The organism is Mycobacterium liflandii (assembly GCF_022354805.1).
Classification (GTDB): domain Bacteria; phylum Actinomycetota; class Actinomycetes; order Mycobacteriales; family Mycobacteriaceae; genus Mycobacterium; species Mycobacterium marinum.
The window spans coordinates 4,063,791-4,081,500 of the sequence record NZ_CP023138.1; the positions used below are offsets into that span (position 1 = coordinate 4,063,791).

The 17,710-nt window shown below is 64.3% G+C and carries 10 protein-coding genes and 1 pseudogene; 6 read left to right on the forward strand and 5 right to left on the reverse strand.

Going from position 1 to position 17,710, the window contains the following annotated elements; all coding sequences use genetic code 11:
- Positions 1-36: 36 nt before the first annotated feature.
- Positions 37-1,170 carry a nitronate monooxygenase gene (locus CKW46_RS18095; protein WP_482052224.1) on the reverse strand — a complete coding sequence of 378 codons (1,134 nt, stop codon included), beginning with the start codon at positions 1,168-1,170 and terminating at the stop codon, positions 37-39.
- Positions 1,171-1,302: 132 nt separating this feature from the next.
- The gene (locus CKW46_RS18100) at positions 1,303-1,866 is read right to left on the reverse strand and encodes a carboxymuconolactone decarboxylase family protein (RefSeq protein ID WP_015356043.1); all 564 of its coding nucleotides are present in this window, start codon (positions 1,864-1,866) and stop codon (positions 1,303-1,305) included.
- 304 nt (positions 1,867-2,170) lie between these two features.
- On the opposite strand from CKW46_RS18100, the pseudogene pks2 reads away from it, so the two are divergent.
- The 3 genes and pseudogenes from pks2 (at position 2,171) to CKW46_RS18115 (ending at position 11,054) form a co-directional block, all read left to right on the forward strand.
- Positions 2,171-8,385: pseudogene (gene pks2, locus CKW46_RS18105) on the forward strand (sulfolipid-1 biosynthesis phthioceranic/hydroxyphthioceranic acid synthase).
- Positions 8,386-8,438: 53 nt separating this feature from the next.
- A complete protein-coding gene (locus CKW46_RS18110) occupies positions 8,439-9,095 on the forward strand; it encodes a class I SAM-dependent methyltransferase (RefSeq protein WP_482052225.1) in 657 nt (218 codons plus the stop codon).
- A gap of 339 nt (positions 9,096-9,434) precedes the next feature.
- Positions 9,435-11,054, forward strand: a complete 1,620-nt coding sequence (locus CKW46_RS18115; RefSeq protein ID WP_482052226.1) for a hypothetical protein — start codon at positions 9,435-9,437, stop codon at positions 11,052-11,054.
- On the opposite strand, the gene CKW46_RS18120 is transcribed toward CKW46_RS18115, so the two are convergent.
- Genes CKW46_RS18120 through rfbH form a run of 3 tightly spaced genes read right to left on the reverse strand, consistent with a single transcriptional unit; the run spans position 11,021 to position 13,880 of the window.
- Positions 11,021-11,521 (reverse strand): GtrA family protein, encoded by a 501-nt coding sequence (locus CKW46_RS18120; RefSeq protein WP_015356047.1) that lies wholly within the window; start codon positions 11,519-11,521, stop codon positions 11,021-11,023. The genes CKW46_RS18115 and CKW46_RS18120 overlap by 34 nt on opposite strands.
- A complete protein-coding gene (gene rfbG, locus CKW46_RS18125; protein WP_012394086.1) occupies positions 11,518-12,534 on the reverse strand; it encodes a CDP-glucose 4,6-dehydratase in 1,017 nt (338 codons plus the stop codon). Before rfbG ends, CKW46_RS18120 begins: the two co-directional genes overlap by 4 nt.
- 2 nt (positions 12,535-12,536) lie before the next feature.
- The gene (rfbH, locus tag CKW46_RS18130; protein WP_012394085.1) at positions 12,537-13,880 is read right to left on the reverse strand and encodes a lipopolysaccharide biosynthesis protein RfbH; all 1,344 of its coding nucleotides are present in this window, start codon (positions 13,878-13,880) and stop codon (positions 12,537-12,539) included.
- Between the two features lie 177 nt (positions 13,881-14,057).
- Between rfbH and rfbF the strand changes: the two genes are divergently transcribed.
- From rfbF to CKW46_RS18145, 3 genes are read left to right on the forward strand one after another with little or no spacing between them, the layout of a single operon-like run.
- Positions 14,058-14,834, forward strand: coding sequence for a glucose-1-phosphate cytidylyltransferase (rfbF, locus tag CKW46_RS18135; RefSeq protein ID WP_015356050.1), 777 nt, complete (start codon positions 14,058-14,060; stop codon positions 14,832-14,834).
- Between the two features lie 8 nt (positions 14,835-14,842).
- Positions 14,843-15,787 (forward strand): glycosyltransferase family 2 protein, encoded by a 945-nt coding sequence (locus CKW46_RS18140; RefSeq protein ID WP_482053439.1) that lies wholly within the window; start codon positions 14,843-14,845, stop codon positions 15,785-15,787.
- Positions 15,784-17,604 (forward strand): thiamine pyrophosphate-binding protein, encoded by a 1,821-nt coding sequence (locus tag CKW46_RS18145; RefSeq protein WP_482052228.1) that lies wholly within the window; start codon positions 15,784-15,786, stop codon positions 17,602-17,604. Before CKW46_RS18140 ends, CKW46_RS18145 begins: the two co-directional genes overlap by 4 nt.
- The last annotated feature ends 106 nt before the right edge of the window (positions 17,605-17,710 follow it).

Here is a 17,710-nt window from a genome sequence, read left to right on the forward strand (position 1 = left end):
ATGTATTTGAGATGGCTTTGAATCAGGTGTCGACGATCAATCGGCGAGTCGCTCCAGCCGCCCGATGGTGTCGATGAACTCCTCGACCATCTCCAGCACCACCGACCGAGTCGGCCGCACACGGTCAAGCGAACCGACAACCTGACCCACGAAATAGGTGGCCAGTTCCCGTGCCTTGGCTCCGGGTTGGACGGCAGCCTGGTTGATTCGGATCTGCGAATCGGTGATCAGCGTGGTCTGCAGCGGCATACCAAGGGGTTCGGGGGTATCGGGGCGGGCCCATTCGTCGGTCCAGGCGGTGCGCAGCATCCGTGCCGGTTTGCCCGTCATCGACCGCGAACGCACGGTATCCGAGGAGGTCGCCGCCAAGAACTTGTCCTTGACCGCCGGGACCGTCTCGGCTTCCTCGGTGGTCAACCAAACCGACCCGCACCACACGCCTTCGGCTCCAAGGGCCAGTGCGGCGGCGATCTGGCGGCCGCGGGCGATGCCGCCGGCGGCCAGTACGGGTGTCGGCGCAACCGCATCCACCACCTCGGGAACCAGCACCATCGTGGCCACCTCGCCGGTATGACCGCCGGCCTCGGTGCCCTGCGCGACGATCAGGTCGACACCGGCCGCCGCGTGTCGTCGCGCGTGTTGGGTGGTCCCGGCCAGGGCCGCTACCAGCACTTCCTTCTTGTGAGCCCGCTCGACGAGATCGCTCGGCGGCGGCCCCAGCGCACTGGCAATCAGGCGGATGTCGTGGCTGAAGGCCACGTCCAACAGCGGCTCGTAGCCTTTCGGCGAGATGTTGAGCCCTCCCCCGGATCGCGAAATCCGCTCCGCTCCGGCTTCCGGGGACGGTGCGATGCCGTAGCGGGCCAGCAGTTCCTCGACGAACGCCCGATGCGCTTTGGGCACCAACTCGCGAGCCTGCACCGGGTCGATTCCTCCCTGCTCCGCCCCGACGTATTTGGGCGGCAACAACAGGTCAACTCCGTAGGGCTTTCCGCGCGTTTGCTCCTCGATCCAGGTCAGCTCGCTCTCCAGCCGTTTCGGGCTGTGAGCGGTGGCACCCAGAATCCCGAAACCGCCCGCGTTGGTCACCGCGGCGACCACGTCTCGGCAGTGGCTAAAAGCGCAGATGGGAAACTCGACGCCGAGCATTTCGGCCACTCTGGTTCGCATTTCCCGACGCTAAGAATCCCAGACCGATATGTCAATCGAATCGCATGACACTCAACGCGTTACGTGTTCAGCCTTCGCGAACTCGGCCGAAGAATTCACCCGTGCTGTTCCGCAACTGCGGCGACGTTGCCGCTAGGGCGAACAGCCATCGGGCGGCCAGCTCGCCACGCCATCCTCCAACGGAACCTTGAGGCTGTGCAGGATCGAGGCAACCATGCGCCACGCACTGATCGCGGTGACGAGTTCGGTAAGAACCGTTACGTCCCCATGCAATTCGCGCTCACACTCCGCCCAGCTCGAGGCACTCACCGCGCCGTCGCGCACGATGTCGTCGGTCGCCGCCAACACAGCACGCTCGGTCGGACCGAATCCGTTGTATTGGCGCCAATCACGCACCCCGAGTAGGTTCTGGGCGGAGACCCCCAGGCCGGAGGCAACGCGCCAGTGCTGGGTCCATTCGTAGTCGCACGCGGTAAGCCACCCGATCCGCATGATCACCAATTCGCGCAGCCGAGGGTCGAGGGCGCCATGCCAGAGCATGGTCGCGAGCAGGTCGTTGAAGGTCCGGGCCAGCCGCGGATGGTTCAGTAACGCCTGAAAGATGCTGAGCTCAGCCATGTAGTTGGGCACGCCCGCTTCGTCGGCGGCGGCCTTGGCCTCGTTGACCGACAGTAGTGGCACGCGGGGAATAGTCATAGTCTATCACTCCGTTGGGCTCGCCGACTACCAGCACACTATGAACTATCAACTCGCGAGTCAATTGCAGACTCGTTGCGGCGCAGCACAAAACGGCCATCACATGACAAACTGCGCGCTGCCGCGGCATTGGACAGGTCCCGCGACACGCATTTCCCAAGACGCTCGCTTTGCGTGGCTGGGCGGCCGAACCGGCTACGCTGCGGATGCTGCCAACTCCAATAGACGTCAAGAGACTTACTTCAATAGATGTAGAGATCGGTCTGTGGCTAAATCACATGTCACCCCCGTAGCGGTGATCGGAATGGGGTGCCGGCTCCCCAAGGGCATCGACTCTCCGGAGAAGTTCTGGACGGCGTTGCTGCGCGGGGACGACCTGATCACCGAGATTCCCGCCGACCGCTGGGACGCCGATGAGTACTACGACCCCGAACCGGGCGTGCCGGACCACTCGGTGTCGCGCTGGGGCGGATTCCTCGACGATGTGGCCGGTTTTGATCCGGAGTTCTTCGGGATCAGCGAGCGTGAAGCCATCGCGATAGATCCCCAGCACCGCTTGCTGTTGCAGACGTCATGGGAAGCCGTCGAGCATGCCGGCATGCCACCGATGTCGCTGAGCGGCTCGCTGACCGGGGTGTTCGTCGGGATGTGTCATGACGACTACGCATTTGTCACCGACGATGCCGGCGCGCTGGGTGATGCCTACGCGTTCACGGGAACCGCGTTCAGCATGGCTTCCGGTCGGGTGTCCTATGCCCTGGGCCTGCGCGGTCCAGCCATGACGGTGGATACGGCCTGTTCGTCGAGTTTGCTTGCGGTGCATATGGCCTGTCGCAGTCTGGACGGGGGTGAGAGTGACCTTGCTCTGGCGGGTGGCTGCATGCTCATGCTCGAACCGGATGTGTTCAGCTCGGCATCCGCGCAAGGCATGCTCTCTCCGACCGGCCGTTGCCGCACCTTCGATGCCTCCGCCGATGGGTTTGTCCGCTCCGAGGGCTGCGCAGTGTTGGTGCTCAAGCGGCTTCCCGATGCCGTGCGCGACGGCGATCGAGTCCTTGCCGTGCTGCGCGGCACGGCAACCAACCAAGACGGACGCACCGACAACATCTCGACCCCCTCGCCCGACGCCCAGGTCGCGGCCTACCGAGCGGCGCTGGCTGTCGCCGGCGTCGACGCCGATACCGTTGGCATGGTCGAGGCGCATGGCACCGGAACGCCGGTTGGTGATCCGATCGAATTCAGCAGCCTGGCACAGGTCTACGGCAGCAACGGGAACCCGTGCGCGGTCGGATCGGCCAAGAGCAGTGTGGGCCACACCGAGGCCGCCGCCGGGGCGGTGGGGATCATCAAGGCCGTCCTTTCCCTCCAACATGGCCTGGTACCGCCGATGGTGCATCACACCCGGCTCCCCGATGAGCTAGCCGAAATCGACAGCGCACTGTTTGTGCCACAAGCGATTACGCCTTGGCCGGAAGGCAACGGCCGGACCCCTCGGCGGGCGGCGGTGTCGTCGTATGGCATGTCGGGCAGCAACGTTCATGTCATCCTCGAGCAAGCCCCCGAGCCGGCCGTTTACCGCAACGGCACAGCCGGGTTGGGCGATGCGTTGCTGTTCACGGTGTCCGCCAGCTCGACAGAGGCGTTGCGGCAGACCGCCGAACGGCTCGCCGACTGGATCGACAATCACGAAGTATCGCCGTCGGATTTGGCCTACACCCTGGCACGCCGACGGTCCCATCAACCGGTGCGAGCCGGACTCATCGCCGGCGACCGAACCGAGTTGGCCCACCGATTACGCGAGGCAGCCGCCGGCGATACCCCCTATCCGGCCGCCGTCGGCCGCGACGATCTCGGCCCGGTGTGGGTGTTCTCCGGGCAGGGTTCGCAGTGGGCGACCATGGGTGCGAGCTTGCTGGCCAATGAACCGGTTTTCGCCGCTACCGTGGCCGAGCTCGAGCCGCTGATCGCCGCCGAGTCCGGCTTTTCGGTGACCGAGGCGATGACGGCGATGGAGACGGTGACCGGCATCGACCGGGTGCAACCAACGCTATTTGCCATACAGGTAGCGCTGGCACAGGCAATGAGGTCATACGGGGTCCATCCCGGGGCGGTCATCGGCCACTCCCTCGGCGAGGTGGCGGCTGCCGTCGTGGCCGGGGCGTTATCGCTGGCCGATGGGGTGAAGGTCATTTGTCGCCGCTCCCGGCTGTGCACCCGGCTCGCGGGTAGCGGCGCGATGACGTCGGTGGAGCTGCCCGCCGCACGAGTACGCGAAGACCTGGTCCGTCATCGGGCCAAGGACGTTGTGGTTGCGGTGGTGGCTTCGCCGCAGTCCACCGTGATCGGCGGGGCCACCGACACCGTGCGCGAGCTGGTCGCAGCCTGGGAAGAGCGCGAGGTGATGGCTCGTGAGGTGGCCGTCGACGTGGCATCTCACACCCCGCAGGTCGAGCCGATCCTCGGCGAACTTTCCGAACTACTGGCGGATGTCGAGCCGCTGGCGCCGCAGGTCCCGTACTACTCGGCGACCTCCTTCGACCCGCGCGAACGGCCGCGCTGCGACGCCCGCTACTGGGTCGACAACCTGCGTCATGCGGTGCGTTTTTCGGCAGCGGTGCGCGCGGCACTTGACGACGGCTACCGGGTTTTCAGCGAGTTGTCACCGCACCCGCTGCTGACCCGCGCTGTCGAGCAGACCGCGGCAAGCCTGGATATCCCCGCCGCAGCCCTGCCGGCGATGCGACGCAACCAGCCGCTGCCCCACGGGTTGCGTGGCTTGGTGGCCGACCTGCACAGCGCGGGCGCCGCGGTGGACTTCGCAACGCTATGCCCCGACGGGCAATTGGTGGATGCTCCGCTACCCGTGTGGGCGAATCGTCGTCTCCTGCTCACAGCGGCGGATACCAGGCGACACGGATGCGCCAACAGCGTTGCAGCGCAACCTCTTTTAGGGGCGCACGTCGATCTGCTGGAGGAACCGGTGCGGCACGCGTGGCAGTCCGAAATCGGCACCGCCACGCTCCCCTGGTTGGGCGATCACCAGGTGAACAGTGTGGCCGCGCTGCCGGGGGCCGCATACTGCGAAATGGCGCTCACGGCTGCCAATACGGTATTCGGCGATCTGTCGGAGGTCGGCGACATCGGCTTCCACGAGATGCTGCTACTCGACGATGAAACCGCGGCAGGCGCTGTCGCTTTGCTCGAGGCACCCGGGATCGCCAGCTTCGCTGTGGACACAGTTCGCGGCGGCGAAAAGGTGCGCCGCAGTACCGCACTACTGCGTGCGGTCGAGCGCGACTCGCAACCGGCGGGCTATGACATCGAGGCGCTGCTAGCCGCCCATGCCTGCCGTCTGGACGGAGACGAACTGCGGGAATGGTTCGGCAAGAACGGAATTCACTATGGCCCCGCGTTCACGGGCCTGGTCGCGGCGCATGTCTGTGAACGCGGCAGCGATGCGGTGCTCGCCGAGATCAGCTTGCCGGGTTCGATGCGCACCCAACAGGCCGGCTATCTGGTCCACCCGGCATTGTTGGACGCCTGCTTCCAGTCGGTTCTCGCGCACCCGGTTGTGCGGGAAATGGGCAACGACGGCTTGCTGTTGCCGTTGGGTGTGCGTCGGCTGCGTTCCCATGCATCGACCCGCGACGCACGCTTCTGCTACACGCGAGTGACCGCCTGCGGCCATGACGCCGAAGCCGACATCGACGTCTTGGACGAGCATGGGACCGTGCTACTGGCGGTGCGCGGCCTGCTGATGGGTACCGGGCTATCGGAGCTGGCCGACCAGGATCGCTTGATGAGTCGGCACCTGCTGGGCACGGAATGGCAGCAGCGCGAGCTGCCCCAGCCCCAAGCGCCAAACCCCGAAAGCTGGCTGCTGGTCGGGATTTCAGAAACCGTCGATCGACTCACGACGCGGCTCGCCGAGGCGCTGAAGTCGCTTGGCACCGACTGCATCACGACGAGCTGGCACCTGCAGGCCGACCACATCACCGACGCTGAGCGGTTCCGCGATCAGCTGCGCGAGCACCGGTTCGCGGGCGTGGTCGTCATGACCGGGACGGGCTGCAGCAGCCCCGTGACCAGCGATTACGTTCGGCATGTGGTGCGTGTTGTTCGGGAGTTGCCCGAGATTATGGGTGAGGCGCCGCGGTTGTTTGTGGTGACGCGGGGTGCGCAGACGGTGTTGGGTGGTGAAAGTGCCAATTTGGAGCAGGCTGGGTTGCGTGGTTTGTTGCGGGTGATTGGTGCTGAGTATCCGCATTTGCATACCACTCATGTTGATGTTGATGAGCACAGTGGTTCTGAGGTGGTTGCGCGTCAGTTGTTGTCGGGCTCTGAGGAAGACGAGACGGCGTGGCGTTGTGGCCAGTGGTATACGGCGCGGTTGTCGCCGATGCCGTTGCGTCCCGAAGAGCGCAAGACCACGGTGGTGGAGCATGACACTGAGGGGATGCGGTTGCAGATCCGCACGCCTGGGGATTTGCAGACGATGGAGTTTGTGGCTTTTGATCGGGTCGCGCCGGGGCCGGGTCAGATCGAGGTCGCGGTCACCACCTCCAGTATCAACTTCGCGGATGTGTTGGTCAGTTTCGGTCGGTATAACTCCCCCGATGGGCAGATGCCGCAGTTGGGTACCGATTTCGCCGATGTGGTGACCGCGGTGGGTCCCGATGTCACCGATCATCAGGTTGGTGATCGAGTCGGTGGGATGTCCTCGCATGGTTGTTGGGCCACTTTTGTCACCTGTGATGGCGCGCTGGCTACCCCGATCCCGGCGGGTCTGACCGACGCGCAAGCGGCCGCGGTGACCACCGCGCACGCGACCGCCTGGTATGGCTTGCATGATCTGGGCCGTATCCGTGCTGGTGACAAGGTGCTCATCCATTCCGGAACCGGTGGGGTGGGCCAGGCCGCGATCGCGATCGCGCGCGGCCGGAGCCGAAATCTATGCCACCGCGGGCAGCCCCAAGCGTCGCCAAGTGTTACGCGACATGGGCATTGAGCATGTCTATGACTCACGCAGTATCGAGTTCGCCGAGGCCATCCGCGCCGACACCGACGGCTACGGGGTCGATATCGTGCTCAACTCGCTGACCGGCGCCGCCCAGCGCGCCGGGCTGGAGTTGCTGGCCTGGGGCGGGCGGTTCGTCGAGATCGGCAAACGCGACATCTACGGCGACACCAAGATGGGCCTGTTCCCGTTCCGGCGCAACCTGTCGTTTTACGGTGTCGATCTGGGGATGCTCTCGATCACCCATCCCCGACTGATCCGCGAGCTGTTGACCACGGTCTATCAGCACACCGCCGAGGGCGTGTTACCCATGCCCCAAGACACCCACTACCCGCTGGCCGAGGCGGCCACCGCGATCCGGGTGATGGGCGCCGCCGACCACACCGGCAAACTGCTGCTCGACATCCCCAGCAGCGGACGCAGTGCGGTGGTCCTGCCCCCCCGAACAGGTACCGGTCTTGCGCGCCGATGGCTCCTACATCATCACCGGCGGCCTGGGCGGGCTGGGACTGTTCCTGGCCGAAAAAATGGCCACCGCCGGGGCCGGACGCATCGTGCTCAGTTCCCGCTCAGCACCGAGCCAAAAAGCCCTCAAAACCATCGAACTGATCCGCTCGATCGGCTCCGATGTCGTGGTCGAATGCGGCGACATCGCCCAACCCGCCACCGCAGCACGGCTGGTCGCCAACGCCACCGCCACCAACCTGCCCCTACGCGGAGTGCTCCACGCCGCCGCGGTCGTCGAAGACGCCACCTTGGCCAACATCACCGACGAACTCCTCGACCGCGACTGGGCCCCCAAGGTCTACGGCGCCTGGCACCTCCACCAAGCCACCACCGACCAACCCCTGGACTGGTTCTGCTCCTTCTCCTCCGCAGCAGCCATGCTCGGCTCACCAGGCCAAGGCGCCTACGCCGCCGCCAACAGCTGGCTCGACGCCTTCACCCACTGGCGCCACAACCAAAACCAGCCCGCCACCGCCATCGCCTGGGGCCCCTGGGCCGAAATCGGCCGCGCCATCGCCCTGGCCGAAAGCAGCGACGCCGCCATCGCCCCCGACGAAGGCGCCTACGCCTTCCAAACCCTGCTCCGCCACAACCGCACCTACACCGGATACGCTCCGATCATTGGTGCACCGTGGGTGACCGCCTTTGCCGAACGCAGCAAGTTCGCCGAAGCGTTCAAGGCCTTGGAGCAAGGCCGTTCGGGGTCCAGCAAATTCCGTAGCGAGTTGGACGCGCTGCCGTTGGATGAGTGGCCCGGGCAGCTGCGGCGAATGGTGGCTGAGCAGGTCAGCCTGATCCTGCGCCGCACCATCGATCCGGACCGTCCGCTCTCCGAGTACGGGCTCGACTCCCTAGGCAACCTCGAGCTGCGCACCCGGGTGCAGTCCGAGACCGGAATACGGATCAGCTCCACCGACATCACCACCGTACGAGGCCTAGCGGACCACCTGTTTGCCCAGTTGGCGCCGGAAGAAGCCGCAGCATCGTCACAATGAGCACTGAAAGTAGATGCGAATCAGGGCTATTCGCCCTTCGGGACGGATAAGTCATGCGTATCTTGCCGGAGACAACGAGCGTCACCGAGTACTACGGTCACAAGCGGCCGGAGATGTTGCGATTCCTACCGGTCGACGCGCAATGCGTGCTCGAACTCGGTTGTGGTGAGGGCGTGTTCGGTGCCATCGTGAAGCAGAGCACCGGCGCGGAAGTATGGGGCCTCGAGTACAACGAAGAGGCAGCCCAGCGTGCCGGCGAACTGCTCGACCATGTCCTTGCCGGCGACGCCAGCACCCGAATTGCCGAGCTACCCGACAACTACTTTGACGCGGTCGTCTGTAACGACGTGTTGGAGCACCTGGTGGATCCGCTGGACACGCTCAAGCGGCTCAGAACCAAACTCAAGCCCGATGGCGTCGTTGTCGCCTCGATCCCGAACATCCGCTACTTGCCCGCGCTGGGCAAAGTAGTTTTCCGAAGGGACTTCCCGCAGGAGGATTTTGGCATCTTCGACCGCACGCACCTGCGCTTCTTCACCCGCAGCAGCATGGTGCGAATGTTTGAGGACGCTGGGTTTTCGATGCAACGCATCAAAGGCATCAATCCTTTCCTGAGGCCTTTTGGTGCGTTGTTCGTCGCTTTGAGTCTGGGGCACTTCGTCGATGGGGTCTTTCTGCAGTACGCGTGTGTGGCTACTCCAGCCTCTTGAGTGTGGATGAGATTTTCGACTGGGCCGATGTGTACGCGCCGGACGGTGTTGTCCGGGAGATGGTTTGCTCCAAGCACAGCAAGATCGCATCCGACTCCGCGCTCAAAAACGTATGCTCGGACCATGAATCACGCTGTGCCGCCCAGCGACGACACAGATGAACCGATGAACTCGTTCGGTACGCACGTCATCGGGCCGGCGTAGCGGCATGACCAGCTCCCGGTTCAGGCGCACCGAATCCGTCGGTGTCGAGCCGGTTTTGCCGGCGCTGTCAGAGTTCCTAGCGAAGCATTTCGCGTGACCGTGGTCTAGGCGCAACGTCGCTGCGGATCCGACGCCATGGCAGGCACCGACGACCACCTCCCGAAGGAGCAGATCATCAGCAGCGTCCGCGTACGGTCAGCCCTCTTGTACATCGCCATTGCGGTGGGGTTCGTACTAGCCACAGCGGTCCTGCGTGGCCAGCAGATCAGCGAATGGAATTACCTCAACCCCGATGAGGCCGAGCTGTTGGTTCAGGCACGCGCAGCACGTCACTCACCAGTTCCGTTCAGTACCTGGATAACCGGGACCACCGGCCCGTATTGGACGTTGTTCCTCACCGGTCTTGCTGTCTTCGGTGCACCGTTGACCCTCACCTTCGCCCATTTCTTGGCCGCAGCATTGCTGGGGCTCACCGCCGCCGCCCTTCTCGTCGCCGCTTCCCGCGTCATCGGATTCGGTCCCGCGTGGGTGGTCACTGCCTTGTGGTGGTTTCCCTTCGCCGTGATTTTCCCGGTGGGCGACCCATTGGACTTCGGCGCGCTCGCCACCGAATACCTACCGACATCGCTCGTCGTGACATCGGCACTGGTGAGACGCGAACAATTAGCGGCGCGGCCCTGGCTGTTCGCCGTTGTCGGCGCGCTAGCCGGCGTCACGGTCGGCTCACAGTTCCAGGTCGCGCCCTTAGCCGTCGCATTCGCCGCGGCACAAATGATGGTGCTGCACACCCACACCAAGCGCACGGTCGTATCGATGGTTTGGTGGGCGGCGGGCGCGGTGTTACCACTTGCGGCGATCGTACTGACGATCGTGGTTTCTCCCGCGACCAATTGGGTCCTCGTCGATCAGACCCTGTCGTTTTTGGGGTCCTATGCGGGCGGCCCCACCGCGATGCAGAAACTTCTGCACACCTGGGACACGTTCACCTGGCCGGCGGGCTACATGCTGGTGCTGCTCGCCGTAGTGATCTGGCTGGGCCGGCACAGCGACAGGCGGTCGAAACTGGCCCGCGTCGTCGTGATCGGGGGCGGACTGGTGTGCACTCTGATCGGCGGCATGGGCTTCCCCCACTACCTGATTCTGCTTTTCGGAGCCCTCGGCCTGGCCACAACAATGCCAATCAAGCCTGGCGCACAACTGGTTCCCCAGCGTTTGTCACCAGCTCTAGTGGCCAGCGCGGTGGCCGCGGTCACGGTCGTCATGCTCGTGGTCGGCTATGCCATGAATCGGTGGCGACCGCTGTCGCCGCAACAGGCGGCCGCCGCGTTCTCCACGAATTCGGTCCACCGCAATTCCAGCATGGCCCGTGCCTGCCCGCCCGGCTCGTCCGCCCTGGTTTGGGGCTGGGCGCCCGAGATTTTCGTCGAACAGGACTGGCAGAACACCGTCCCCTATCCCAACGTGCTCGGGATGGCGATCAACCCCGCCATTCGCGAGTCCGCCGAGCCGATCATGCGCGCCGGAATCGAGCAGGCAAGTTGCGTCGTCGACGCCACCAACGTCAAACGCCCCCAATGCCCACCCCTGCGCTCCGAGCACCCGCTGGGTTACTGCCTTCCGCCGACGGTGACGCTGGCGCGAATCTATCCGCAACTATCCGAACTGGTGCGCCAACAGTTTCACACCGTCCCCATCATCGATGGCTGTGACGGGTGCACGTTCTATGTGCGCTCCGCATTCGAGGCGTCGTCCTGAGTGTCGGCGGCACTGCGGCGAAACGAGAAGTGCCGGTGGCCGAAATAGCTGAGGAAGGTGCTCACCGCGATGATGACTGCCTGCGCCGTGATGCGTGGGATGCCCATCGCGACCAGCACCGGTAGGGCCACAGCGTTCATGCCCAGCGACGTGAGATACACGCTTTCGAAACGCGCCAGATCGCGCAGCACATGTCCGCGCACGTGGAACACGAATCGCCGATGCATCACGAAGGCGAACAGCACGCTCAAGACATGCGTAATGCCAAGTGTCACCAACGAGCCCGCGACCTTGCCGAACCTGTGGTCGACGAATTGGCCCACGCTCTCCGAGCAGGCGACGAAGATCGCAAATCCGACGACCGTGTTGATTCCGCCCACCACCAGGAAGGCCACTCGCTGGTCGCGGAAGAGCCGGATCAGCGGCCCGGGCGGCGCCGGTTCCGGTGGCAGGTCGAATTCGGTCATTCCAGGCTTTCGAATGCGGCGATCTGGTCTCGGGTGACGGCGAGCGGATCGGCACCGCCATGCACCTGGCGCTCCCAATCGATTGTCCAGGCCACCGCATCGCGGAAACCTAGCCGATTGCGCCAGCCCAGCTCCGCCTGCGCCTTGGCGGCATCGAGGGCCAGCAGATTCGCCTCGTGTGGGTGATCTCCGTCGTCGAGATCCCAGTGTGCGCCGCCGCCCCATAGTTCGGCAGCCAACGAGGCCACCTGGCCTACCTCTACGAAGCTGTCGCGGCCCGGCCCAAAATTCCATTGGCCCAGACCGGATCCGGCCAGCAGCGCGTCGGCGAGGGTCAGGTAGCCATTGAGGCAGTCGAGTACGTGCTGCCATGGCCGCACGGCGCGGGGGAATCTCAGGCGCGGAGCCTGGCCCCGCGCGTAAGCGTCCACCAGGTCTGGGAACAGGCGGTCGCGACTGATGTCGCCCCCACCGATCACATTGCCGGCACGCGCAATGGCTGTGGGGCAATTGGGGAAACTACGAACCCAAGACTGGGTCAGCAGATCCGCCATGGCTTTCGACGCGCTGTAGGGATCGTCTCCACCCAGAGGGTCGGTTTCGACATAGCCGGCCTCCTGGTTGACGTTGCGGTAGACCTTGTCGGTGGTGATGACGACATGCGCACGCACCGAAGGGGTGGCGCCCACGGCCTCGAGCACGTTGAGAGTGCCCATGGCGTTGGTCTCATAGGTGTAGCGCGGGTTGCGGTAGGACTCACGGACCAGCGACTGGGCGGCCAGGTGGATCACGACGTCCGGCGCGACCGCCTGCAACGCTGCCGTGGTGGCCTCCGACTCGCGAATGTCCACACGCAAATCGGAGACAAGCTGGTCGGCAAGGCCCGCGCGCTTGAACAGGCCGGCCTGCTCGGAATCGAGTGCCAGACCGGACACCTGGTGGCCGCGACTCAGAAGGAGCAACGCCAGCCAGGGTCCCTTGAACCCGGTATGGCCAGTAATCAGGTAATGCACGGCTATCGCGCGGCCTCGGCCATGTACTCGCGGATCGAGTCCGCCACAAAATCCAGCATCGGCTTGGTCAGACCCGGGAAAGTGCCCACCCAGAAGGTCCGATTCATCACGATGTCGGTGTTGGTCAGGTCGCCGACGATCCTGAAGTCAACATTGCGATACGCCGGCTGCTTCACGAGGTTGCCGGCGAACAGCTGACGGAAACCGATCTTGCGCTCATCGAGGAAGCGCATGAACTTGGTGCGTTCCACCGGGTGCGCGGGATCGAGAGTAATCGGGAAACCGAACCACGACGGATCCGAATTCGGCGTGGCCACTGGCAGGATCAGACCTTCGACGCCGGACAGTCGCGCGCTCAGGTAATCGAAGTTCTCCTTACGCGCCTGCACGAATCCGTCGAGCTTTGCTAGCTGAGACAGCCCCAGCGCGGCCTGCATGTCGGTGGCTTTCAGGTTGTACCCGATATGGCTGTAGATGTATTTGTGGTCGTAGCCCTTGGGCAGATCGCCAAGCTGCCATTCGAACCGCTTCTGGCAGGTGTTGTCGTTTCCCGGCGCGCAGTAACAGTCGCGCCCCCAGTCGCGGAAGGACTCGACCTGCTTGCGGACCAACGCCGACTTGACGAACACCGCACCGCCCTCGCCGGTGGTGATGTGGTGTGCGGGATAGAAGCTCACGGTCGCCGTGTCGCCGAAGCTTCCGGTGCGTTTGCCGTCATAGGTCGAGCCGAGCGCGTCGCAGGAATCCTCGACCAGCCACAGACCGTGCTTGTCGCACAGCTCTTGGACGGTGTCCAGATCGAACGGATTACCCAGCGTGTGGGCCATCATGATCGCCCGAGTCTTCGGCCCGACCGCTTCGCGCAGGCGCTCCGGGATAGCGTCGTAGGTGCCCAGCTCAATGTCGACAACAACGGGCCGCAGCCCGTTCTGGATGATCGGGTTGACCGTGGTGGGAAATCCGGAGGCCACCGTCAGCACCTCGTCGCCGGGCTCCAGCGGCCGCTTTCCGAACCGCTTCTTGTTCTTCCCCAGCTTTGGGCTGGTCAGGGCGCTCAGGGCACACAGGTTGGCGCTTGAGCCACTATTGACGAAGACGGCGTCACGGGCGCCGACGTAGCGGGACAGCGCCCGTTCGAAGAGCGGATGGAACCGGCCCGCGGTCAGCCAGCCGTCCAGGGACGCGTCAACAAGTGCAGCGAAGTCCTCGGGGTCGAGCACCTTGCCCGACACGGGGACCGGCGTGGTCCCTGCCACGAACTCCGACGTCGCGAGCTTGCGCTTTGCGTAGCCACGAACGGCCGCGAGGATATCGGCACGATCCTCCTCGAGCCCGTTGTCCCCCAACCCATCGGTATCGAGTCTTGAAATGAGATCTCCTCAAGCGTTTGGAATTCATACCGTACGTCGCGACCTCGAAACGCCACCCTGCGTCTCGCGACATTGCTAGTGTGTCACCTGCGCGACGCTGCGTCAGCGAAACCGCTTCGGGGGAATGCTTACTTTGAGATTGGAAGATCCATCATGAAAGCCGTGCTCCTCGCGGGTGGTCTCGGAACTCGTATGCGTGAGGAGACCGAGTTCCGGCCCAAGCCCATGGTCGAGGTAGGTGGCCGGCCAGTGCTGTGGCACATCATGAAAGTCCTGGGGCACCACGGAATCTCCGACTTTGTTGTCTGCACCGGCTACAAGAGCGAGTACATCAAGGACTACTTCTCCAACTATGGGGTGTCCAATCTGGACTTCACCATCACCCTCGGCGACCAGTCGAGCATCAAGTATCACGGCTCGCACGACGAATTCAACTGGCGCGTGACGGTGGCCGACACCGGCTTGAGCACGATGACCGGCGGCCGAATCAAACGGATACACAAGTACGTTGGCGATGAGCCGTTCCTGTGCACCTACGGAGACGGTATCGCCGACGTCGACATCCCCGCACTGCTGAAGTTCCACCGCTCACACGGCAAGATCGCCACGGTGACAGCCACCCAGCCGATGAGTCGGTTCGGGGTCATCGACCTGGAGCAGGACGGCGCGGTGGCCAAGTTCCGGGAGAAGCCCAAGACCGAAGACTGGATCAATATCGGCTACTTCATTTTCGAGCGCGGAGTCTTCGACTACCTCGAAGGCGACGAAACCGTACTCGAGGACCAGCCGTTGCGGCGCCTGGCCGAAGACCGCCAGATCGCCGCGTTCCCGCACCACGGCTTCTGGCAGCCGATGGATACCTTTAGGGAGTCACAACTGCTGAACAACCTCTGGAACAGCGGGAATCCGCCGTGGAAAGTATGGGAGTGAGCGTGGGAGTGGGTGCGGGAACGAAGAAAAAGATCGCCGTCATAGCCCCTGCTTACAACGAGAGCGAATGCGTCGAGGAGCTGGCGCGCCAACTGGCCGCCATGTTCGATTCCGAGCCCGCATACGATTTCGAGGCGATCATCGTCGAAAACGGCTCGACCGACGACACGATGGAAAAGCTGCTCGCCATCAACGCGGCCGACCCTCGGTTCAAGATCCTGCAACTGGCGCGCAACTTCCGGATGGACGGCGGATTGACCGCTGGCCTCAACGTGGTTGACGCCGACGCGGTTGTCCTGATGACCGCCGACCTGCAGGACCCACCCGACTTCATCCCGGACATGATCCGGGCGTGGGAGCAGGGTTACGAGAACGTCTACGGCGTGGTCACCGAGCGCGGTGGTGTCGGCCCCATCCGCCGGATGAACTCCCAGCTGTTCTACTGGCTGGCCGGCAGACTCACCGACGATCGAATTACCAGTAACGCCAGCGATTTTCGCCTCGTTGACCGGAAAGTGTACGAGGCGGTCCGGTTAATGGACGAGCGCAACCGGTTCGTCCGGGGGCTTTTCTCGTGGGTCGGCTTCAAATCGATTGGGCTGCCGATGAAGCGGGCGCCCCGCTTCGCCGGCGAGTCCAAGGCCTACACCTTCAAAGTGATGGACCTGGCCGGCAAGGGAATTCTCGCGCACTCCTACGTGCCGCTGAGACTCATCACCCTTACCGGTTTCCTCTTGAGGGCCGTTGCCGCTATCGCGGTGTTCGTGCTCGCGGTGCGCTTCGTCTTCTACGGCGTCCCCTTCCCCGGCTTCGGTTCGCTGGTAAGTCTGATGCTGGTCGGCTTCGGGGTGATTACCCTGCTCTTAGGGGTTGTCGGCGAGTACCTCGCGCTCATCTACGAGGAGGTCAAGCAGCGCCCCAACTTCGTCGTCACTCGAAAGGTGGGCATGTGAGCCCAGCCCCCGCGGAACCCGCCAAGTATTCCGACCAGCTGGTCGACTGGCTGGTGGGTGCCGGCTACACGCACTGCTTCTTTGTCGCGGGCGGCAACATCATGCACCTACTGAACTCGGTACGCACCCGAATGGTGTGCGTACCGTTCGTGCACGAGGTGGCCGCCGCGATCGCCGTGGAGTACTTCAACGCCTCTCGCGACGAGGGAAGCGGCCGCGCCCTGGCCCTGGTGACGGCTGGCCCCGGCCTCACCAATGCAGTGACCGGCATTGCCGGTGCCTGGCAGGAGAGTCGCGAGCTGTTGGTGTTGGGCGGGCAGGTCAAGAGCAGCGACCTGAGCCGTGGCGCGGTGCGCCAGCGCGGCATCCAGGAAATCGACGGCGTGGAACTGGTTAGCAGCGTCACCAAGCGTGCGCTGCGGATCGAGCGCCCGGTTGGCCGCGATGTCATCTTGGACGCCGTGCTCGACGGGCGCACGCCGCGACAGGGCCCGGTCTTCCTCGAAGTCTGCCTGGACACCCAGGCGGCGCTCCCCTTGGCTGGGCAGGATCCGATTGCCGTCCCGGAGGCGGACGCCGTACCAGAGGTTCCCGCGACCGACGTCGAACACGTCGTCGAGTTGGTGCGCGAGTCGCAGCGCCCCGTCGTCTTGGTCGGCGGCGGCGTGAGCCGTGATGCGGTCCTCACACTGGGTGAACGCACGGCGGCCGCCGGCATCCCCATCATGACCACATGGCATGGGGCGGACAGGGTTCCCAGCGAACACCCCAGGTATTCCGGACGCCCGAACACCTGGGGACAGCGCGCCGCCAATCTTCTCGTGCAGCAAGCCGATCTGGTGATCGCCATCGGCACCCGATTGGGGCTACAGCAGACCGGATTCGCCTGGGAAGAATTCGTGCCGATCGGGCGGCTGGTGCAGGTTGACATCGACGCCGCCGAACTGACCAAAGGACATCCACGAGTCGACCTTGCGTTGCATGGCGACGCCGACCGGTTCCTGGACGCCCTGTACTCCGCCGATCTGGGTGATCCCGACCGGTGGCAGCCGTGGCGGGAATTCATCGCGTCGGTGCGCGCCCAGTTGCCGCTGAACGACCCGCAGAACGTCACGGCACCCGGATACGTCAAGCCCTACGAATTCGCGATGCGGCTCGCCGAAGTCGCCGAACCGGATGCCATCGTGCTGCCCTGCAGTAGTGGCGGCTCGTTCACCGTCGCCATGCAGGCGCTACAGCAGCGGGCCAACCAAAAGCTGGTCTCGAACAAGTCGATAGCGGCCATGGGCTACGGGCTGTCCGGGGCGCTCGGGGCGGCCCTGGCCAACCCGGGCCGCCAGGTGTTGTTGACCGAGGGAGACGGCGGGTTCGCGCAGAACCTCCAAGAACTGGGCACGCTTGCGGCAACGGGCGCCAAGGTCAAGGTCTTCGTACTCAACAACAACGGGTACGCGTCGATCCGGATGACGCAACGGAACTACTTCGGCGGCGCCTGGATCGGCTGCGATGGGCAAACCGGGTTGGGCCTGCCGGACTGGGCGGACCTGGCGCGGGCATACCGGATTCCGTTCGCACGAGTCGATGCCGCCGGCGGACTCGATGATCCGTCCATCCGATCGCTGCTGGACGCGGACGGTCCGGCGCTCATCGAAGTTCCGATCGACCCCGATCAGACCTACTATCCCAAGATCAGTTCGGCCGTGCAGGCGGACGGCTCGATGAAGTCGAACCCACTGCACCGGATGAGCCCGGACCTTCCCACTGACGTCGAGGAGCGGGTAACCGTGTACCTGGGCGCGGTGCTACCGCAAGCCTGAACCACCACCGCATGCGACCGAAGGGTAAATACTTGTATCCGCCGCCGCACAAAACTGAGCTCAATTGCCCGCTCCGAGGCGGGTTTTACTGCGCAAATGCCCACGA

Bases quoted from the DNA above. Each gene is read 5' to 3' on its own strand.
- CKW46_RS18120 (WP_015356047.1), bottom strand. From the start codon at position 11,521: ATGACCGAATTCGACCTGCCACCGGAACCGGCGCCGCCCGGGCCGCTG.
- CKW46_RS18115 (WP_482052226.1), top strand. From the start codon at position 9,435: ATGGCAGGCACCGACGACCACCTCCCGAAGGAGCAGATCATCAGCAGC.
- CKW46_RS18095 (WP_482052224.1), bottom strand. From the start codon at position 1,170: ATGCGAACCAGAGTGGCCGAAATGCTCGGCGTCGAGTTTCCCATCTGC.
- CKW46_RS18110 (WP_482052225.1), top strand. From the start codon at position 8,439: ATGCGTATCTTGCCGGAGACAACGAGCGTCACCGAGTACTACGGTCAC.
- CKW46_RS18100 (WP_015356043.1), bottom strand. From the start codon at position 1,866: ATGACTATTCCCCGCGTGCCACTACTGTCGGTCAACGAGGCCAAGGCC.
- rfbF (WP_015356050.1), top strand. From the start codon at position 14,058: ATGAAAGCCGTGCTCCTCGCGGGTGGTCTCGGAACTCGTATGCGTGAG.